The 15,635-nt window shown below is 70.1% G+C and carries 16 protein-coding genes; 11 read left to right on the forward strand and 5 right to left on the reverse strand.

Annotated elements, in window-relative coordinates:
* Positions 1–31 precede the first annotated feature (31 nt).
* Positions 32–463, forward strand: coding sequence for a hypothetical protein (locus AAEP80_RS16785; RefSeq protein ID WP_420365210.1), 432 nt, complete (start codon positions 32–34; stop codon positions 461–463).
* Here the strand turns inward: AAEP80_RS16785 and AAEP80_RS16790 are convergent.
* Positions 450–1,661, reverse strand: coding sequence for an ROK family protein (locus AAEP80_RS16790; protein ID WP_420366887.1), 1,212 nt, complete (start codon positions 1,659–1,661; stop codon positions 450–452). The two genes, AAEP80_RS16785 and AAEP80_RS16790, sit on opposite strands and share 14 nt — an antisense overlap.
* Positions 1,662–1,798: 137 nt before the next feature.
* Between AAEP80_RS16790 and AAEP80_RS16795 the strand changes: the two genes are divergently transcribed.
* The 4 genes from AAEP80_RS16795 to AAEP80_RS16810 are packed head-to-tail and all read left to right on the forward strand — an operon-like array spanning position 1,799 to position 6,706.
* Positions 1,799–3,094, forward strand: a complete 1,296-nt coding sequence (locus AAEP80_RS16795; RefSeq protein ID WP_420365211.1) for an extracellular solute-binding protein — start codon at positions 1,799–1,801, stop codon at positions 3,092–3,094.
* 29 nt (positions 3,095–3,123) lie between these two features.
* Entirely contained in the window at positions 3,124–4,107 is a 984-nt protein-coding gene (locus AAEP80_RS16800; protein WP_281265341.1) for a carbohydrate ABC transporter permease, read from the forward strand.
* A gap of 44 nt (positions 4,108–4,151) precedes the next feature.
* Positions 4,152–5,012: a carbohydrate ABC transporter permease gene (locus AAEP80_RS16805; protein WP_402729711.1), complete on the forward strand. Its 861-nt coding sequence runs from the start codon at positions 4,152–4,154 to the stop codon at positions 5,010–5,012.
* 35 nt (positions 5,013–5,047) lie between these two features.
* Positions 5,048–6,706, forward strand: a complete 1,659-nt coding sequence (locus AAEP80_RS16810; RefSeq protein ID WP_420365212.1) for a glycoside hydrolase family 13 protein — start codon at positions 5,048–5,050, stop codon at positions 6,704–6,706.
* Positions 6,707–6,784: 78 nt separating this feature from the next.
* Here AAEP80_RS16810 and AAEP80_RS16815 read toward each other — a convergent pair whose 3' ends face one another.
* The 3 genes from AAEP80_RS16815 to pnuC form a co-directional block, all read right to left on the reverse strand.
* Positions 6,785–7,432, reverse strand: coding sequence for a TetR/AcrR family transcriptional regulator (locus AAEP80_RS16815; protein WP_420365213.1), 648 nt, complete (start codon positions 7,430–7,432; stop codon positions 6,785–6,787).
* Positions 7,433–7,507: 75 nt separating this feature from the next.
* Positions 7,508–8,197, reverse strand: a complete 690-nt coding sequence (locus tag AAEP80_RS16820; RefSeq protein ID WP_420365214.1) for a hypothetical protein — start codon at positions 8,195–8,197, stop codon at positions 7,508–7,510.
* 33 nt (positions 8,198–8,230) lie between these two features.
* Positions 8,231–8,896, reverse strand: a complete 666-nt coding sequence (gene pnuC / locus AAEP80_RS16825) for a nicotinamide riboside transporter PnuC (RefSeq protein ID WP_420365215.1) — start codon at positions 8,894–8,896, stop codon at positions 8,231–8,233.
* Positions 8,897–9,269: 373 nt separating this feature from the next.
* Here pnuC and AAEP80_RS16830 point away from each other — a divergent pair, with 373 nt between their 5' ends.
* The 6 genes from AAEP80_RS16830 to AAEP80_RS16855 all read left to right on the forward strand — a co-directional run bounded on the left by AAEP80_RS16830 (position 9,270) and on the right by AAEP80_RS16855 (position 13,852).
* Positions 9,270–9,824 carry an alternate-type signal peptide domain-containing protein gene (locus AAEP80_RS16830; protein ID WP_281265346.1) on the forward strand — a complete coding sequence of 185 codons (555 nt, stop codon included), beginning with the start codon at positions 9,270–9,272 and terminating at the stop codon, positions 9,822–9,824.
* 68 nt (positions 9,825–9,892) lie between these two features.
* A complete protein-coding gene (locus AAEP80_RS16835; protein WP_420365216.1) occupies positions 9,893–10,492 on the forward strand; it encodes a TasA family protein in 600 nt (199 codons plus the stop codon).
* Positions 10,489–11,382 (forward strand): hypothetical protein, encoded by an 894-nt coding sequence (locus AAEP80_RS16840; RefSeq protein ID WP_420365217.1) that lies wholly within the window; start codon positions 10,489–10,491, stop codon positions 11,380–11,382. Before AAEP80_RS16835 ends, AAEP80_RS16840 begins: the two co-directional genes overlap by 4 nt.
* Before the next feature lie 5 nt (positions 11,383–11,387).
* Positions 11,388–11,960: a signal peptidase I gene (locus tag AAEP80_RS16845; protein WP_402729382.1), complete on the forward strand. Its 573-nt coding sequence runs from the start codon at positions 11,388–11,390 to the stop codon at positions 11,958–11,960.
* 11 nt (positions 11,961–11,971) lie between these two features.
* Entirely contained in the window at positions 11,972–12,499 is a 528-nt protein-coding gene (locus AAEP80_RS16850; protein WP_420365218.1) for a hypothetical protein, read from the forward strand.
* A 36-nt stretch (positions 12,500–12,535) separates the two neighbouring features.
* A complete protein-coding gene (locus AAEP80_RS16855) occupies positions 12,536–13,852 on the forward strand; it encodes a GNAT family N-acetyltransferase (protein ID WP_420365219.1) in 1,317 nt (438 codons plus the stop codon).
* 133 nt (positions 13,853–13,985) lie between these two features.
* Here AAEP80_RS16855 and AAEP80_RS16860 read toward each other — a convergent pair whose 3' ends face one another.
* The gene (locus AAEP80_RS16860; protein WP_420365220.1) at positions 13,986–15,518 is read right to left on the reverse strand and encodes a C40 family peptidase; all 1,533 of its coding nucleotides are present in this window, start codon (positions 15,516–15,518) and stop codon (positions 13,986–13,988) included.
* Between the last annotated feature and the right edge of the window lie 117 nt (positions 15,519–15,635).

Here is a 15,635-nt window from a genome sequence, read left to right on the forward strand (position 1 = left end):
CACACCGTCCGCCGAGCGCTATCGTGCGGTCGTGATCGACACGAGCACCCGCGAACGGCAGGACGTCGGCGCGGGCACCCTGGTCGCACTCGCCGTCGCCCGGACGGTCACGGTGTCGTTCGCGGTGCTCGTGATCGGGTTCGGCATCCTGCGGTCGACTGTCGACGACATCGCGCTCTCCGAGTCCCCCGGGCCGATCAGCTCGCTCATGATCGTGGCGATCGCCCTGAGCTCGCGGGACACGCGGTGGGCGATCGGACACCCCGCTCGCGGCTGGGCGGCGCTCACGTGGATCGCCGTCATGGCCGTGACCCCACTCGTGTTCCACGGTGCGTTCGTCTTGTGGGCGAGCTCGCTGGCGGCGCTGAGCCTGCCGTTGCTCGCCGTCACCCTGCTCGCCCGTCGGGCTGGGGAACGGATCTTCCCGGGGTGGCCGACGTCCGCCGAGGTCAGGACGCGCTGACCGACCGCCCCGTCAGGGACAACGCCAGCGGGTTCGCCCGGACGAGGTCGAGCCCACGCTGCGCGGCCCCGATGAGGACGACGTCGGGCCCGAGCGCGGACGCGACGACCTCCGGCACCGGACGGAACGCACCGCTGCCGAGGACGGCGTTCGCGCGCGCGATGACCGCGGCCGCCGGCTGCGCGATCGCCCCGGCGACGTACACGCGCTCGATGTCGAGCAGGCTCGCGAGCACGACGGTCGCCTTCGCCAGCCGTTCACCGAGCTGGTCGACGATCTGCAGGGCGACCTCGTCCCCGTCCCGAGCAGCCGCGAACACCGCCTGGGCGTCGAGCGCACGCCGTGCCGCGATCTCGGCGAGCACCGAACCCGGCGCGATCCGCCCGACGGCGAGTGCCTCGGCCGCGAGCGTCCGGCACGCAGCGCCGATGCCCTCCGGTGTCCCGACGCCCTCGACCAGGGCGAGGACGCGCATCTCGCCGGCACCGCCGTGTGCGCCGCGCAGCAGGACCCCGTCGACGATGAGGCCGGTGCCGAAGCGCTCCCCGGACAGCAGTGCGGCGAACGAGTCACCAGCACCCCTGGCACGCTCCGCGATCGCGGCGAGGTTCGCGTCGTTCTCGACGACGATCGCCCCGTGACCGGCGAGGACGTCCTCGAAGCCGGGGTTCATGCGGTGCCAGAACCCGTCGTCCTCGTTCGGGGACCGCCCGTGCGCGTCGACCGGCGCCGCGACGCCGATCGTCGTGACGAGCACGTCCGAGGCGGCGTGCCCGGCGTCGGCGAGTGCGCGCGTGACGCACCGGAGGACCGCGGCGCGACGATCACGCGCATCACGGTCGGCGTCGTCGAAGTCGGGTCGGACGGGCTCCTCCGCGTGGGCGAGGACGGCTCCCCGAAGGTCAGCGACGACCGCCTCGACGCGTGACTGCCCGACGTCGGCCCCGACGACCACGCCGGCGGTCCTCCGTAGTTCGTAGCGCTTCGCCGGGCGACCCATCCGGTACTCCCCCGCGGCCCTGGCGTCGTCGAGCTCCGCGATCCACCCGAGCCGGACGAGCTCGTCGCACGCCGTCAGCACGGTCGACCGCGTGTGCCCGGTCCGTGCCATCACCGTGCTCGCGGTGAACGCCTGCTCGGCGAACGCCACGTCGAGCACCGTCTCGAGGCTCGAGCGTCGCAGCAGGTCGGGGAGCATGGTCACTGGCTGAAGATACCGCGTCACGAGTTCCTTGCTTTCCTAAATATTCTCGCTAGATTATGTGCACCGACCGCATCGGAGCAGTCGGGGGGACGGGACGGCAAGGGCGCCGAGACCCGTCGGACGGAGTTCACGTGCACGCACGAACCGCTTCACCGCTGAGCCGATCGGCGCTCAGTCGTCGGTCCTTCCTCCTCGGCACCGGCGCAGTCGGCGCGAGCCTGGCCCTCGCCGGGTGCGCTCCCGCCTCGTCGGGTTCCGGTCGGGAGACGATCACGTTCTACGTCTCGAAGCCCGAGGTCATCGGCTACTTCGACGACGTCATCGCGAAGTTCCACGACAGCCAGTCGAAGATCCGGGTCATCCGTGACTCGACGTCGTCGCTGCCGGCCGACTTCGTGCGGAGCTCGCCGCCGGACCTCGGCTGCCTGAACTACAACTACGCGATGGTGTCGTTCGTCGAGCACGGCGCCTTGACCGACCTGTCCGACATGGACGAGGCCAAGGCCATCAACCCGGACCTCTGGACACTCATGGAACAGACGGCGTCCTACCCGGGCGAGCGGAACGCGCTGCCGTACTCGGTCACCGCCGCGTCGGTGATCTACAACAAGGAGATCTTCGCCCAGCAGGGCATCGAGATCCCGACCACCTGGTCCGAGCTGGAGGCGGTCTGCGAGAAGCTCCTCGCCGCCGACGTCACGCCGTTCTACAACACCTACAAGGACACGTGGACGCTCGCCCAGGGGATGTTCGACTACTCGATCGGCGGCATGCTCGACGTCGGGAAGACCTTCTCGGCGCTCGAGAAGGAGGGCACGTCGCTCACGCCGTCGTCCCCCGTGTCGTTCTCGAAGGACTTCGCACCGCCGATGGACCGGATGGCGCAGCTCGCGAAGTGGTCGAACAAGAACGCCGCGAGCCGTGCGTACGGCGACGGCAACCTCGCGTTCGCGAAGGGCGAGTCGGCGATGTACCTGCAGGGTCCGTGGGCGCTCATCGAGATCGCGAAGACGAACCCGGACATGGACCTCGGCACGTTCCCGATGCCCGCGACCGACGACCCTGCCGACCTGAAGGTCCGGGTCAACGTCGACCTGGCGCTCTGGATCCCGAAGGCGTCGAAGAAGCAGGAAGCAGCGCGCGAGTTCCTCCGCTTCCTGATGTCCCCCGACGTCGCGGACAAGTACAACGCGGACAACAACGGGTTCGGCACCCGCAAGGACTCGCCCCCGGTCGCCAACCCGACACTCAAGGGCATGCAGCAGTACTACGACGACGCGGCCTTCTACCTCGGCCCGTCGCAGCTCGTGCCGGCCGAGATCCCCGTGGCCAACTACGCGCAGTCCATCGCCCTCGGTGGCGACCCGGCTCCGCAGCTCCGCACACTCGATGCCGACTGGGCGCGCGTGGCGCGCCGGAAGGCCTGACCCGGTCTCGGACCGAGGAGACGATCACCATGGCAATCGCCACGACGTCCTCCGGCGGCAGCCGCCGGAACAGCCCCACCGACAGCCCCGATCCCGACCGGGGCGGCTCCCCCACCGCGAGCGGCCGAGCACCACGAACCGCACGGTCCCGGGTGCACCGCATCCAGCCGGTCTTCCTCGCCTTCCTCCTGCCCACGCTCGTCGTCTTCACACTGGCGATCACGGTCCCAGCCGTGATGGGCATCGTCCTGAGCTTCACCGACTCGGTCGGATTCGGGGAGTTCGGGTTCACCGGCCTGACGAACTACCTCGCGATCTTCTCCGACCCGGCGATCCTGCACGCCTACCTGTTCACGATGGGCTTCTCGCTGGTCACCGTGCTCGTCGTGAACGCGCTGGCGCTCCTGCTGGCGATCGCCCTGACGAGCCGCATCCGTGCCAAGGTCGCCCTCCGCGCGGTGTTCGTGCTGCCGATGGTCATCTCGGGCATCGTCATCGCGTACGTGTTCTCGTTCCTCTTCTCGAACAGCCTGCCCGAGCTCGCGACGACGCTCGGGATCGCGCCGCTCGAGACGAGCATCCTCGCGAACCCCGACCTCGCCTGGATCGCGATCGTCGTGGTCACGACGTGGCAGGCGATCCCCGGCACGCTGCTCATCTACATCGCGGGGGTCCTCGCGATCCCCGGCGAGGTGTACGAGGCCGCGGCCATCGACGGCGCGTCGTCGTGGCGGCAGCTCGTCTCGATCACGATGCCGCTCACCGCTGGCTACATCGTCATCAACCTGATCCTCGGCTTCAAGAACTTCCTCAACGCCTACGACGTGATCGTCGGTCTCACCGCCGGAGGCCCGGGGACCGCGACCACGAGTGTCGCGATGTCGATCTTCAACGGGTTCAACAGCGGCGACTACTCCTACCAGATGGCGAACGCGACGATCTTCTTCGTCATCACCGTCATCCTCGCGCTCGTCCAGCTGCGGCTCAGCCGCGGGAAGGCCCTCTTCTCATGACGCTCCCTGCACCGCTCCAGCCGTCCACCACCCGCACCGGCAGCATGCGGTCGATCGACGCGGACGCCGCCCGCGGCCGTCGATCGAAGAGCGGCTGGAACTGGCCGCTGACGATCATCCTGGCGATCTGCTCGCTGACGGTCTTCGTCCCGCTGTACGTCACGGTCGTGATGGCGTTCAAGACCACGAGCCAGGCGCTCGACGGCAACGCGTTCTCGCTGCCGGCACCGTTCAGCATGGACGGGTTCGTCCGGGCCTGGGAGCTGACCGACTTCCCGCGGGCGTTCGGCGTCTCTGTGCTCGTCGCCGCGATCTCCGTCACCGGGACGATCCTCCTTGCGTCGTTCGCCGCCTACGCGATCTCGCACAACTGGCAGCACCGGCTGTTCCGCTGGTCGTTCTTCTACCTGCTGGCCGCGATGTTCCTGCCGTTCCCGGTCCTGGCGCTGTCGCAGGTCAAGCTCACCGGCATGGTCGGTCTCGACAACCCGATCGGCGTCGCGATCCTGCACATCATGTTCCAGCTGTCCTTCAGCGTGCTGCTCTTCACCGCGTTCCTCCGCTCGATCCCCGGTGAGCTCGAGGAGAGCGCCCGCATCGACGGCGCGAGCGTGGGCCAGGTGTTCTGGCGGCTGCTGTTCCCGCTCCTGGCACCGATGAGCGCGACCGTCGGCATCTTCGCGTTCCTGGCGTCCTGGAACGACTACATGATGCCGGCGCTCATCACGGCCGATCCGGCGCTGCAGACCCTCCCGGTGCTGCAGCAGATCTTCCAGAGCCAGTTCAGCAACAACTACAACGTCTCGTTCGCCTCGTACCTCATGGCGATGGCGCCGTCCATCATCGTGTACGTCCTCACCCAGCGATGGGTGATGTCCGGTGTGACGCAGGGCGCCATCAAGTGACCGACACGAGCACCACCGAAAGGACACCACCCCTCATGACCGATGTGCTGACCGCACAGGACCCGACGGCCACCGACGAGACCTGGTGGCGCCAGGCGAGCGTCTACCAGATCTACCCGCGGTCCTTCGCGGACGCGAACGGCGACGGGATCGGCGACCTCGCCGGCATCACCGAGCGCGTGCCCTACCTGGCGTCGCTCGGCGTCGAGGCCGTCTGGCTCAGCCCCTTCTACCCGTCGGCACTCGCCGACGGCGGCTACGACGTGGACGACTACCGCGACGTCGACCCGAAGCTCGGCACGCTCGAGGACTTCGATGCGATGGTGGCCGCCCTGCACGGCGCCGGGATCCGGGTGATCGTCGACATCGTCCCGAACCACACGAGCGACCGGCACGAGTGGTTCCGCGAGGCCCTCGCCGCGCCCGCCGGCAGCCCGGCCCGCGACCGCTACGTGTTCCGCGACGGCACCGGTCCCGCCGCCGAGAACCCACCGGCCGACTGGGTCTCGATCTTCGGCGGCCCGGCCTGGACCGCAGCGGGCGACGGCCAGTGGTACCTGCACAGCTTCGCGAAGGAGCAGCCCGACCTGAACTGGGCGAACCGGGAGGTCCGGGACGACTTCCTGCACACCCTGCGCTTCTGGTCCGACCGCGGGGTCGACGGCTTCCGCATCGACGTGGCACACGGGCTCTCGAAGGACCTCGGCGAGGTCCTGCCGACCTGGGCCGAACTCTCCGCCATGCCGAAGGACGGCACGCACCCGCTCTGGGACCGTGACGACGTCCACGAGATCTACGCGGAGTGGCGAAAGGTCTTCGACGAGTACACCCCGGCACGCACCGCGGTCGCCGAGGCGTGGGTCGCCGCCGACCGTCGTGCCCGCTACGCGAGCGCCGACGGGCTGGGGCAGGCGTTCAACTTCGACCTGCTCGAAGCCGACTTCGACGCGCCGTCGTTCCGGTCGATCATCGAGTTCAACCTCGGTCTCGCCGAGCAGTCCGGCTCATCGACCACGTGGGTGTTCTCGAACCACGACGTCGTCCGGCACGCCACCCGCTACGCACTGCCGCCGCGGAACGGTGCGACCGAGAAGCAGGGCGGCGCGTGGCTGCTCGCCGGCGGCTCGCCGGACGCACTCGACCAGGAGCTCGGGCTCCGGCGCGCGCAGGCGGCGACGCTGCTGGAGCTCGCGCTGCCGGGATCGGCGTACATGTACCAGGGCGAGGAGCTCGGCCTGCAGGAGGTCGGCGACATCCCCGCCGCCGACCGTCAGGACCCGGCGTTCTTCCGGAACCCGGGCGTCGACGTCGGCCGTGACGGGTGCCGCGTCCCGATCCCGTGGACCAGGGACGGGTCGTCGTTCGGCTTCGGCTCAGGTGGCTCGCACCTGCCGCAGCCGGCGTGGTTCGGCGGGTTCTCGGTCGAGGCGGAGGACGACGACCCCGACTCCACGCTGAACCTCTACCGGAAGGCGCTCGGCCTCCGTGGACAGCTGCAGTCCGAGGAGCGCCTCGAGTGGCTCGACACCGGTCGCGACGACGTGCTCGCGTTCCGCCGGCCGAACGGCTGGACCAACGTCACGGTGTTCGGAGACGAGCCGTACGAACTCCCCGCGGGTGCGCTGCTGCTCGCCTCGGCGCCGGTGGCAGACGGCGCCCTGACGGGCGTGGGGACCGCCTGGTTGCGCGCCTAGCGCGAGCAGGCGACAGACAGGAGGCACGGTGCGGGCAGGCACCGTGCTTCCCGTCCGTCACGGGGTGCGTCCAGGACGTCAGCCGGCAGGCAGGACGGGTGACGTCGGGACACCGTCGAGGTCCCACTCCGGGACGTGACGGTGCCGCCAGCCCGCGCGGAGCGCGCGGACCGCGTGGTCGTACTCGGCGAGTGCGTCGAGGCCCGGTCGCACGAGGAGCTGGATCTGGAGTCCCTGGTACAGGGCGAGCAGCTGCGTGGCCGCGTGCTCGGCGGAGACCACCGCGTCCTCGCTGCCCGCGTCGAAGTCACGCTGGAACCCCGCCGTCAGCGCACCGACGTACTCGGCGTACCGCTTCCGGAACAGCTCCGCGAAGGTGGTGTCAGCGCCCGCGATGTTGATCACGCCGGCGAGGACCCGGACGAGACCCGGGTCGGCGACGTCCTCGGCGAGGGTCATCCTGACGTAGTCGATCGTCGTCGCCGGCTTCTGGCGTCTGGTCGATCCGCGGAGGTCGGTCCACGCGTCGTAGGTGACCAGCAGCAGGGCGTCCCACGTCGGGAACGCCCGGGCGACGGCGTCGAGCGGCACACCGGCGATGTCCGCGACGACCGCCGCGTCGACCTCGGTGAACGGGTGCAGGCGGTAGGCGCGGATGGCCGCCCGGATGAGGCGCTCCGCGATCGTCTGTTCGTCGACGATCGTGTCGTCAGTCAGTGTCTCCACCCGGACATCCCATCGCATCGACGAGGACCTGTCGTGTCCCAGACCGGGGGCCGTCCCAGACCGGGGGCCGTGCGCTCAGTCGCCTGGCAACCCGAGCTTCGACCCGCGAGGGTCGGGGTTGCGCGCCGCTGGTCCCGCCGGTGGCGTCCAGGGCGGGGTCGCCTCGACCCGCCGCCGGGTCAGCTCCGCCCGCCCGAGCCACACGACCGTCGCGACGACGCTCCCACCCTGCAGGAACAGGAACACCGGTGGCATGAGCAGGACGACGAGACTCTCCGTGGACGCCAGCCCGCTGGCGAGCGCGCCGATCCATGTCGCGAGCCACCCGAACGGGATCCAGCGCAACCGATCCGCGCTCGCGATCGCGGGCTCGATCGTATCGGTCGCCCGGGCGAGGACCTCGTCGCGGTCCTCGGGGAGGAGCTCCGGCGGTCGGGCCGCGAACTGCTGCCCGATGCGCTCGTGCCGTCGCCATCCGCCGGGGTACGGCTGCCACCGCTGGGGCTGGAGCTTCCGTGCGGTCCGGAAGAACAGCGCGGCGAAGCACCCGATCGCCACCGCGAAGGCGACCGCCGAGACGATCGTCTGCAGAAGGGGCGTCCCGAGCCATCCGGTCAGCCCGTCCGACACGATCGACGCCGCACCGACGATGACGGCGACGGAACCACAGACGATCGTCCGACGTCGGGTGCGCCTCGGCTCGAGGAACTCGTGCCGCCTGGCACGGAACACCCGCAGGCCGGTCAGGAACGCGCCGTCGCTCATGCTCCCAGCATGCCGTCCGGTCCCCGGTGGCGCTCAGCCGACGGTGACGGGAGCCGCGGGTGGCTTCGTGCGCTGCCGCGTCCAGACGAAGAAGCCGGTCAGGGTGAAGACGCCGTAGAAGACGTACATCAGCCCGGACGCGTAGTACCCGGCGGAGAACAGCAGCGGGACGCCGACCAGGTCCACGGCGACCCAGATGAGCCAGAACTCGACCCAGCCCTTCGCCATGCCGTAGGTCGCGAGCAGGGATCCGACGAAGATCCAGGCGTCGCTCCACACCGGCTCGTACGACCCCAGCGCGCGGAAGACCGGGGTGAGCACGAGCGTCCCGCCGACCATGCCGACGACGAGCAGTCCACGGGTCCGCCACGACGCCCACTTCGGGTCGATGACGGTCGTCGACTCGGCGGGGCGATGGGTCCAGCGGTACCAGCCGTAGACGCTGACGATGATGAACATCACCTGGCGTCCGGCCTGGCCGAGCAGGTTGACCGGGTTCGGGGTGTCGAAGAGCGCACCCATGAAGACCGTGAAGAGCAGGACGTTGCCGACGATGCCGACGGGCCACGCCCACACCTTGCGGCGCATGCCGCCGAGGGCGCTGAGCAGCCCGAAGACGTTGCCGATCACCTCGCGCCAGAGCACGGTCTGGTCGCCGATGACGATCTGCGCGTCGAACAGCCAGCGCACGATGCCCATGGGCCCTCCTCGTTTCCGGTCCGTGCAACCGTATTGGGGCCGTGCGCATTCCTGTGCTTGTCGTCCGTGATCGGGGTACAAACAGTGTCCGCTGTCTCGGGGACAAGAATGGCCCCCGGATTGGGTGCATTCAGACGCATGATTCCTCTTGTCCGCACTTTGGGGGACGGGTAGTTTCGATACCGGAACGAATCCTGCCCGCCCGGGTCGTCAGCAGTCGCTCACGACCCCGGAGCCCGGCGATCCGCTCTCGGCACAGGTCAGCCGCGGCCCCCGATCCCCGGGGCCGATGACACCGTCCTGCCGGCGCGCCAACCCGAACCCGCGTGCCGGTGGCCTTCCGCGCCCCTGTGTGCGCAGAAACGGACTCCTCATGCACAAGATCGTCACCGGTGCCATCGCCGGCGCCGCCGGCGTCGCGCTCCTCCTCGGCGGAGCGGGCACCTTCGCCCTCTGGAACGCCAGTGCCTCCACCGCCGCCAGCGCTGTCAGCTCGGGCACGCTCACGCTCAGCGCGGCGAACGACGGCGTCTGGACCGACATCACCAACGGTCGCTCGACGACCATCAACCCGGCGAACGTCCTCATGGTGCCCGGCAACAAGTACCAGTTCACGCAGACGCTGAACATCGGCGCGACCGGTCAGGACCTCAAGGCCAACCTGACCTACGCGAGCCAGAGCATCACGGGCGACTCGGCCCTGGTCGCCGCGACCACGAAGACGCTCGCCGTGACCTCGACGAGCGCGTCGGTCGTGCAGTCGACCTCGAACGCGAACACCTTCGTGGTGTCGCCGTCGAGCACCACCTCCCCCGTCAAGGTCGTCTTCACGATCGAGCTGCCGTCCTCGGCGACGACGGGCCAGAACGGCACCGTGAACGTCGGTGCACTCGCCTTCACGCTGACGCAGACCGCGATCGGCTCCTGATCTGCGGCGTGGTCGGCCCCTGATCCGCCGACCACGCCGCTCCCTCCACGACCAGCGGGGAGACGCGCATGAGGAACGCACCGACGGGGCGCCACCGTGCCCCGCGCGCTCGCCTGCGCTTCCACGCCTGGGCATGGCTCGCCGCCCTCGTCCTGGCGGTCGCCGTGGTGACGACGCTGCTCGGCACCGGCGGCACCTACGCCCTCTGGAACGCCTCGGCGAGCACGAACGCATCGAGCGTCAAGTCCGGCACCGCCACCGTCACGGTCGGTGCGCTCAGCCCGATGAACACATCGGTGCTCGCGCCCGGTCGCAGCACGACCGGGACGCTCACCGTGAAGAACACCGGATCGGTGCCGCTCTCGATCCGCGTCGCGACGACCGCCACCAAGGTCTCGTACGCGAGCGCGTCCGACGCCACGGTCCTCGGCGCGCAGACGCTCCGGCTGGCCTCGGTGAACACCGCAGCCGACTGCCGCGCCGGCCTGTCCGGCGCGAGCGGCCCGATCGCCACCTTCGACACCGGGAGCGGCTACTACACCCTCCCCGTCGGAGCGACCGGCATCGCGTGCGTCCAGGTCGGCCTCGGCTCCGACGCACCGCAGTCCGTCGCCGGAGCGGTGACGGACTTCACGCTCACCGTCACGGGAACGCAGGTGGCGCCGTGAGCCGCCGGTTCCGCGTGGTGCTCGCAGCGCTGCTCGCCGTCGTGTTCGTCGTCGGTGGCTCGACCGCCGCCTGGGCACTCTGGACCACCAGCGGGACCACGTCGTCGAGCACGACGATCGGCAAGATGTCCGCGTCGATCAGCGGCACGAGCGACATGACCACGACGTTCTCGTCGACGGTGACCTCTGTGACCAAGCCGGTCACGCTCACGAACTCGGGATCGATCGCCGGGACGACCGCCACGACGGTGTCCGTCGTCGCCGGGAGCTCGACCGCGCTGGCGCAGGCGATCTCCGTCGTCGCGTGGCCGGTCGCGTCGACGACGGCGTGCACCGCGTCCACGGCGGTGGGCACGGGATCGGTGAGCGGCACGTGGGCGTCCCTGCCGAGCATGACCTCGGACCTCGCTGCCGGCGCCGCAGCCGTGTGGTGCGTCCGGAGCACACCGACCTCGTCCGCTCCCGCATCGACCACGACGAACGTGAACATCGCGCTGACGGTCGTCGCGGGGACGTGGACGTCCACCTCGGTCCAGGGCGGCTTCTACATGAACACGTCCGCGGCGTCGACGGCCTCCCCCGCCCTCACCTGCACGGACCACAGCGGGAACTACGTCGACGTCCGGTGGCCGGCGTCGTCGCGTCCGACGGACACCTTCTACGCCGCCTTCGTGAAGGACACCCAGGTCGGACAGAAGGCGCAGGACTACTCGGGGTTCATCACGATCGCGCCGTCGGACGTCCCGGCGAGCGTCGCCACGAGCGGCACGCAGACCGTCGACGTCAAGGTGCTCGACAGCGCGGGGAAGCCGACGAGCACCGTCGCCGGGAGCGGCTCCGTGACGCTGTTCACCCAGAACGACGGGCCGGCGATCCGATGCGGCGCCTGAACAGGATGCGGGAGCGCACCGGATGGCGAGCGGTCCTGCACGCCGTCGCGCTCGGCCTCAGCACCGGGATGCTCGTCATCGTGGCGGGACTCGCCGTCGTCCTCATCGTCATCCCGAAGGCGACGGGCTCGACCCCGCTCACGGTCCTGACCCAGTCGATGGAACCGACGCTGCCGCCCGGGACGCTCCTCGTCGTGAAGCCCACCCCGCTCGAGGACATCCGGATCGGCGACGTCGTCACGTACCAGATCGTCTCCGGGCAGCCGGCCGTGATCAGCCACCGCGTGGTCGCCGTCGAGTCGTCCTCCGACGGCGCCCGCACGTTCGTGCTCAAGGGCGACAACAACGCCGAGCCGGACCCCTCGCCGGTGACGGCCGCCCAGGTCCGCGGTGTCGTCTGGTACAGCATCCCCGAGGTCGGGTACGTCAACCAGCTGGTCAACGGGTCCCGTGGCTGGCTGATCCCCGTCGTCGCCGGCATCCTGCTGGCCTACAGCGCGGCCATGATCACCATCGGGGTGACGTCATCGGTCCGCCGCCGACGTCGATCGCGCGGAGGTCGTGGGCGCCACGTCTAGGCTCGGGTGACGTGACGGACGGAGTGATGCGCGCACGCGAACTGCTCGACGAGGCCGCACGACGCCTCCGCGACGCGGACGTGCCGGACGAGGCGCTCGGCGAGTACGTCGAGCCGAAGGCGGTGCTCGGGATCCGCCGAGAACCGACGATGCGTCCGCTCGGACGGGTCTGGCGGGTGGGGGCGCTGCTCATCGGGTCGTCGCTCGAGACCGGTGGTCGGGTGTGGGCGACGGGGACGATCACCCGGGTCACCGAGCCCGGCCGGTCCCAGTTCCAGTCGGTGTCGGCCGAGGTCCGTCGGGCGTACCGGGCTGCGGCCGCGCGCGGGCACTTCCGCGCGGGCGACACCGTCAACCACGGCGCGGAGCCGATCCCGCTCGACGAGCACCTGATCGGTGCCGACGGCGCGTTGTTCGTGCAGGACGACGAGCCCCTCGTCCGCTGGTCGCCGGCAGCCGACACGGCCGTGCCACTCGCCGAGTACCTCGCCGACCGGGTCGGGCTGCTCGTCGATCCGCCAGCGGGCGCGACGGACTGACCCCTGGCGGTCACCGGGCACCGATAGGGTCGGCTCGTGCCGATCAACGACGAATTCGACGCCCGCTTCGACCTGCGGGAGTTCACCCCTGCCACCGACGACTCCGGCGCGCCCGACGAGCGCACCGCGGACTGGATGCGGTCCGTGGGGATGGGCTTCCACGAGGCGGACCCGTCGCCGGAGACCGCCGCGCGCATGGCGTCCCACTTCATCGCCGACCAGGAGACGTTCCTCGGCGTCTACGTCCGGGAGCCCTTCCCCGGGTCCGTGGACGAGACCTGGCCGGCCGGCACCTTCACCTGGTTCCGGAAGGCACTCTCGTGGGGCGACGGCAGCTCCGTCGACACGCAGGCGATCTCCGCGGTGACCGTGCGGCCCACCGAGCGCCGACGGGGCATCCTCCGCGCGATGATGACCCACGCCCTCCGCCGCGGGGTCGAGGGGGGCTACGCGATGGCGTCGCTCACCGCCTCTGAGGGGACGATCTACAGGCGTTTCGGCTTCGGCTGCGCAATCCGTGAGCGCGCCGTCAGCGTCCGACGCAACCGGGCGCTCCCCTTCCTCGTGCCGACCACGGGGACCGTGTCCGTCGTGCCGCTCTCGTGGCTCGCGGACGGTGTCGGTCAGGACGTCTTCGCGCGCTTCGACGCCCGGACGCCCGGCTCGATGGTGCGCAACACGGGGACCTGGCCGGTCGTCTTCGGCGAGCTGACCGGGGACGGCGAGAAGGCGAAGGACGTCAGGGCTGCCGTGCACCGGGCGGACGGTTCCGACGACGTCGACGGGTACGTCACCTGGCGCGTGAAGGAGTCCGGCAAGGACACCGCGGTCGAGATCGTCGACCTGGTGTACGCGACCGACGAGGCCTACCTGTCGCTCTGGGAGTTCCTGCTCTCGATCGACCTCAACGACGTCGTGAAGTACAACCGGTCGCGCCTCGACGACCCGATCGTCGCCGCGCTCGGCGACAACCGGGCGTACGACGTCGACCACGAGGAAGACCACGTCTGGCTGCGTGTCCTCGACGTCGCCGCGTCCCTGACATCCCGGCCGTACGCTGCCGACGGCTCGGTCACGCTCGCGGTCACCGACTCGCTCGGGTTCGCGGCCGGGACGTACCGGCTCGACGTGTCCAGTGGGGTCGGGACCGTGACGCGGCTCTCCGCCGCCGCTGGGTCCGACGTCGACGTCGCGCTCGACGTGGCCGACCTCGGGGCGCTGCTCATCGGGTCGGTGAACCCGGTGACGCTCGCCGCCGCCGGGCTCCTGCGCGCGTCGGACCCGGCCGTGCCGGTGCTCCTCCGTGCGATGCTCCTGCCGCCGCGCACACCCCACGGCATCACGTACTTCTGACGCGGGCGCGCCGCGGCGCGTTTCGCTCCCACACAACCGAAAGCAGTCCGCACCACGCGAACACGTGGTGCGGACTGCTTTCGGTTGTGCGAGGACCTGTCGTGCGACAGGCCCCCGCGTCAGCCGAGCAACCTCACTGGGCGAGGATGGCCGGGCTCGTCCCCGCCTTCATGCCCACGGGGAACGCCGTCGCGGCGTTGTCGTTGGTGACCGTCCACAGGGCATCCGTATTCGTCTCGACGGCCACGACGTACCCACTGCCGACCGCGGCGATCGACGGGCTGGTGCCCGCCTCCATGCCGATGTCGAACGCGGTCGCCGCCTTCCCGTTCGTGATCGTCCAGAGCTTCCCGGTGTTCGTCTGCACCGCGATGACGTAGCCACCGCTGGAGATCGGCAGGATCGCCGGGCTCGTGCCCGTCTTCATGCCGACGCCGAACGACGTCGCCGCCTTGGTGTTCGTCACGCTCCACAGATCACCGGTGTTGGTCTGTGCAGCGATGACGTAGCCGCCGTTGCTGGTCGCCGTGATCGCCGGGCTGGTGCCCGCCATCATGCCGACGCCGAACGACGTCGCCGCGTTCGTGTTCGTCACGCTCCACAGGTCGCCCGTGTTGGTCTGCACCGCCACCACGTAGCCGCTCCCGACCGCGGCGATGGACGGGCTCGTCCCGGCCTTCATGCCGATGTCGAACGCGGTCGCTGCCTTGGTGTTCGTGATCGTCCAGAGCTTGCCCGTGTTCGTCTGGACCGCGACGACGTACCCGCCACCAGCGGTCGAGATGATCGACGGGCTCGTCCCGGCCTTCATCCCGACGGGGAACGAGGTCGCTGCGCCGTCCGAGGTGATCGTCCACAGGCTGCCGCCCTGGGCCTGGAACGCGCTGACGTACTTGCCACCGGGCAGCGCCGCGATCGCCGGGCTCGTGCCGGCTGCGACGCCGACGTCGTAGGCGGTCGCGGCCTTCTTCGCCGTGATGCTCCACAGCTTGCCCGTGTTGACCTGGGCCGCGGTCACGTAGGACGAGTTCGTCACCGTCCCGCCGCCTGACCCCACGCCGGTCAACGAACCGGTCGGGCGCCCGACGACGTCGAGGAGTTCCTCACCGGGCTCCGACCAGAGCGTCTGTTCCTTCACCCCTTCACCGGGTGCGGCCGCTGCCACCATGTACCCGCCACCGAGGTAGATCCCGTCGTGGAGGAAGTTCCCGCTCGTCGAGCCGTTGCTCGTCCAGAACAGGATGTCCCCGGGCTGCGCGTTCGACCGCGACACCATGTGGCTCTTCAGCGCGTTGTACTCGTCACCGACGACGGGCCGCGACGCGCCGCCCGACAGGTCGATGCCGGCCTGCAGGTACGCCTTCCAGACGAGTCCTGAGCAGTCCCACGCGTCCGGCCCGTTGCCGCCGAGCGCGTAGTACGTGTTCGGGTTCTTCCCGCCGTTGCTCGTGCTCCACATGCTCTCGGCGTAGGCGATGGCGCTGTTCGCCTGTGCGGACGGCCCTCCGCCGGTGTTGAGCCCTGGCTGCCCGGCGAGCGCGGGAGCTGCGGTCCCGATCGTGGCGACCACGGCGATCGCGGCGACCGCGACCGTGATGAACGTGTTCCTGGTCCGGGTACGGACCGGCCGCGACGTGGTGTCGCGGCCCCCCTGTGTGATGTTCACGTTCGAACTGTTCACCCGCCTCGAAGCGAGCGACAAGTCCTCCGTTCGGCGGACTCCGACGACGATCCCGATGCTGGTGCGGCGCGGCCGTGCGAACGTGTGCGGAGTCTCAGCGAG

Origin of the sequence: Curtobacterium sp. L3-7, assembly GCF_048756585.1 — a bacterium.
In the GTDB taxonomy this organism is placed as follows: domain Bacteria; phylum Actinomycetota; class Actinomycetes; order Actinomycetales; family Microbacteriaceae; genus Curtobacterium.

Excerpts from the sequence above, each read along its gene's own strand:
- AAEP80_RS16810 (WP_420365212.1), top strand. The coding sequence starts at position 5,048 with ATGACCGATGTGCTGACCGCACAGGACCCGACGGCCACCGACGAGACC.
- AAEP80_RS16845 (WP_402729382.1), top strand. The coding sequence starts at position 11,388 with ATGCGGGAGCGCACCGGATGGCGAGCGGTCCTGCACGCCGTCGCGCTC.
- AAEP80_RS16835 (WP_420365216.1), top strand. The coding sequence starts at position 9,893 with ATGAGGAACGCACCGACGGGGCGCCACCGTGCCCCGCGCGCTCGCCTG.
- AAEP80_RS16790 (WP_420366887.1), bottom strand. The coding sequence starts at position 1,661 with ATGCTCCCCGACCTGCTGCGACGCTCGAGCCTCGAGACGGTGCTCGAC.
- AAEP80_RS16820 (WP_420365214.1), bottom strand. The coding sequence starts at position 8,197 with ATGAGCGACGGCGCGTTCCTGACCGGCCTGCGGGTGTTCCGTGCCAGG.
- AAEP80_RS16805 (WP_402729711.1), top strand. The coding sequence starts at position 4,152 with ATGCGGTCGATCGACGCGGACGCCGCCCGCGGCCGTCGATCGAAGAGC.
- pnuC (WP_420365215.1), bottom strand. The coding sequence starts at position 8,896 with ATGGGCATCGTGCGCTGGCTGTTCGACGCGCAGATCGTCATCGGCGAC.
- AAEP80_RS16800 (WP_281265341.1), top strand. The coding sequence starts at position 3,124 with ATGGCAATCGCCACGACGTCCTCCGGCGGCAGCCGCCGGAACAGCCCC.
- AAEP80_RS16830 (WP_281265346.1), top strand. The coding sequence starts at position 9,270 with ATGCACAAGATCGTCACCGGTGCCATCGCCGGCGCCGCCGGCGTCGCG.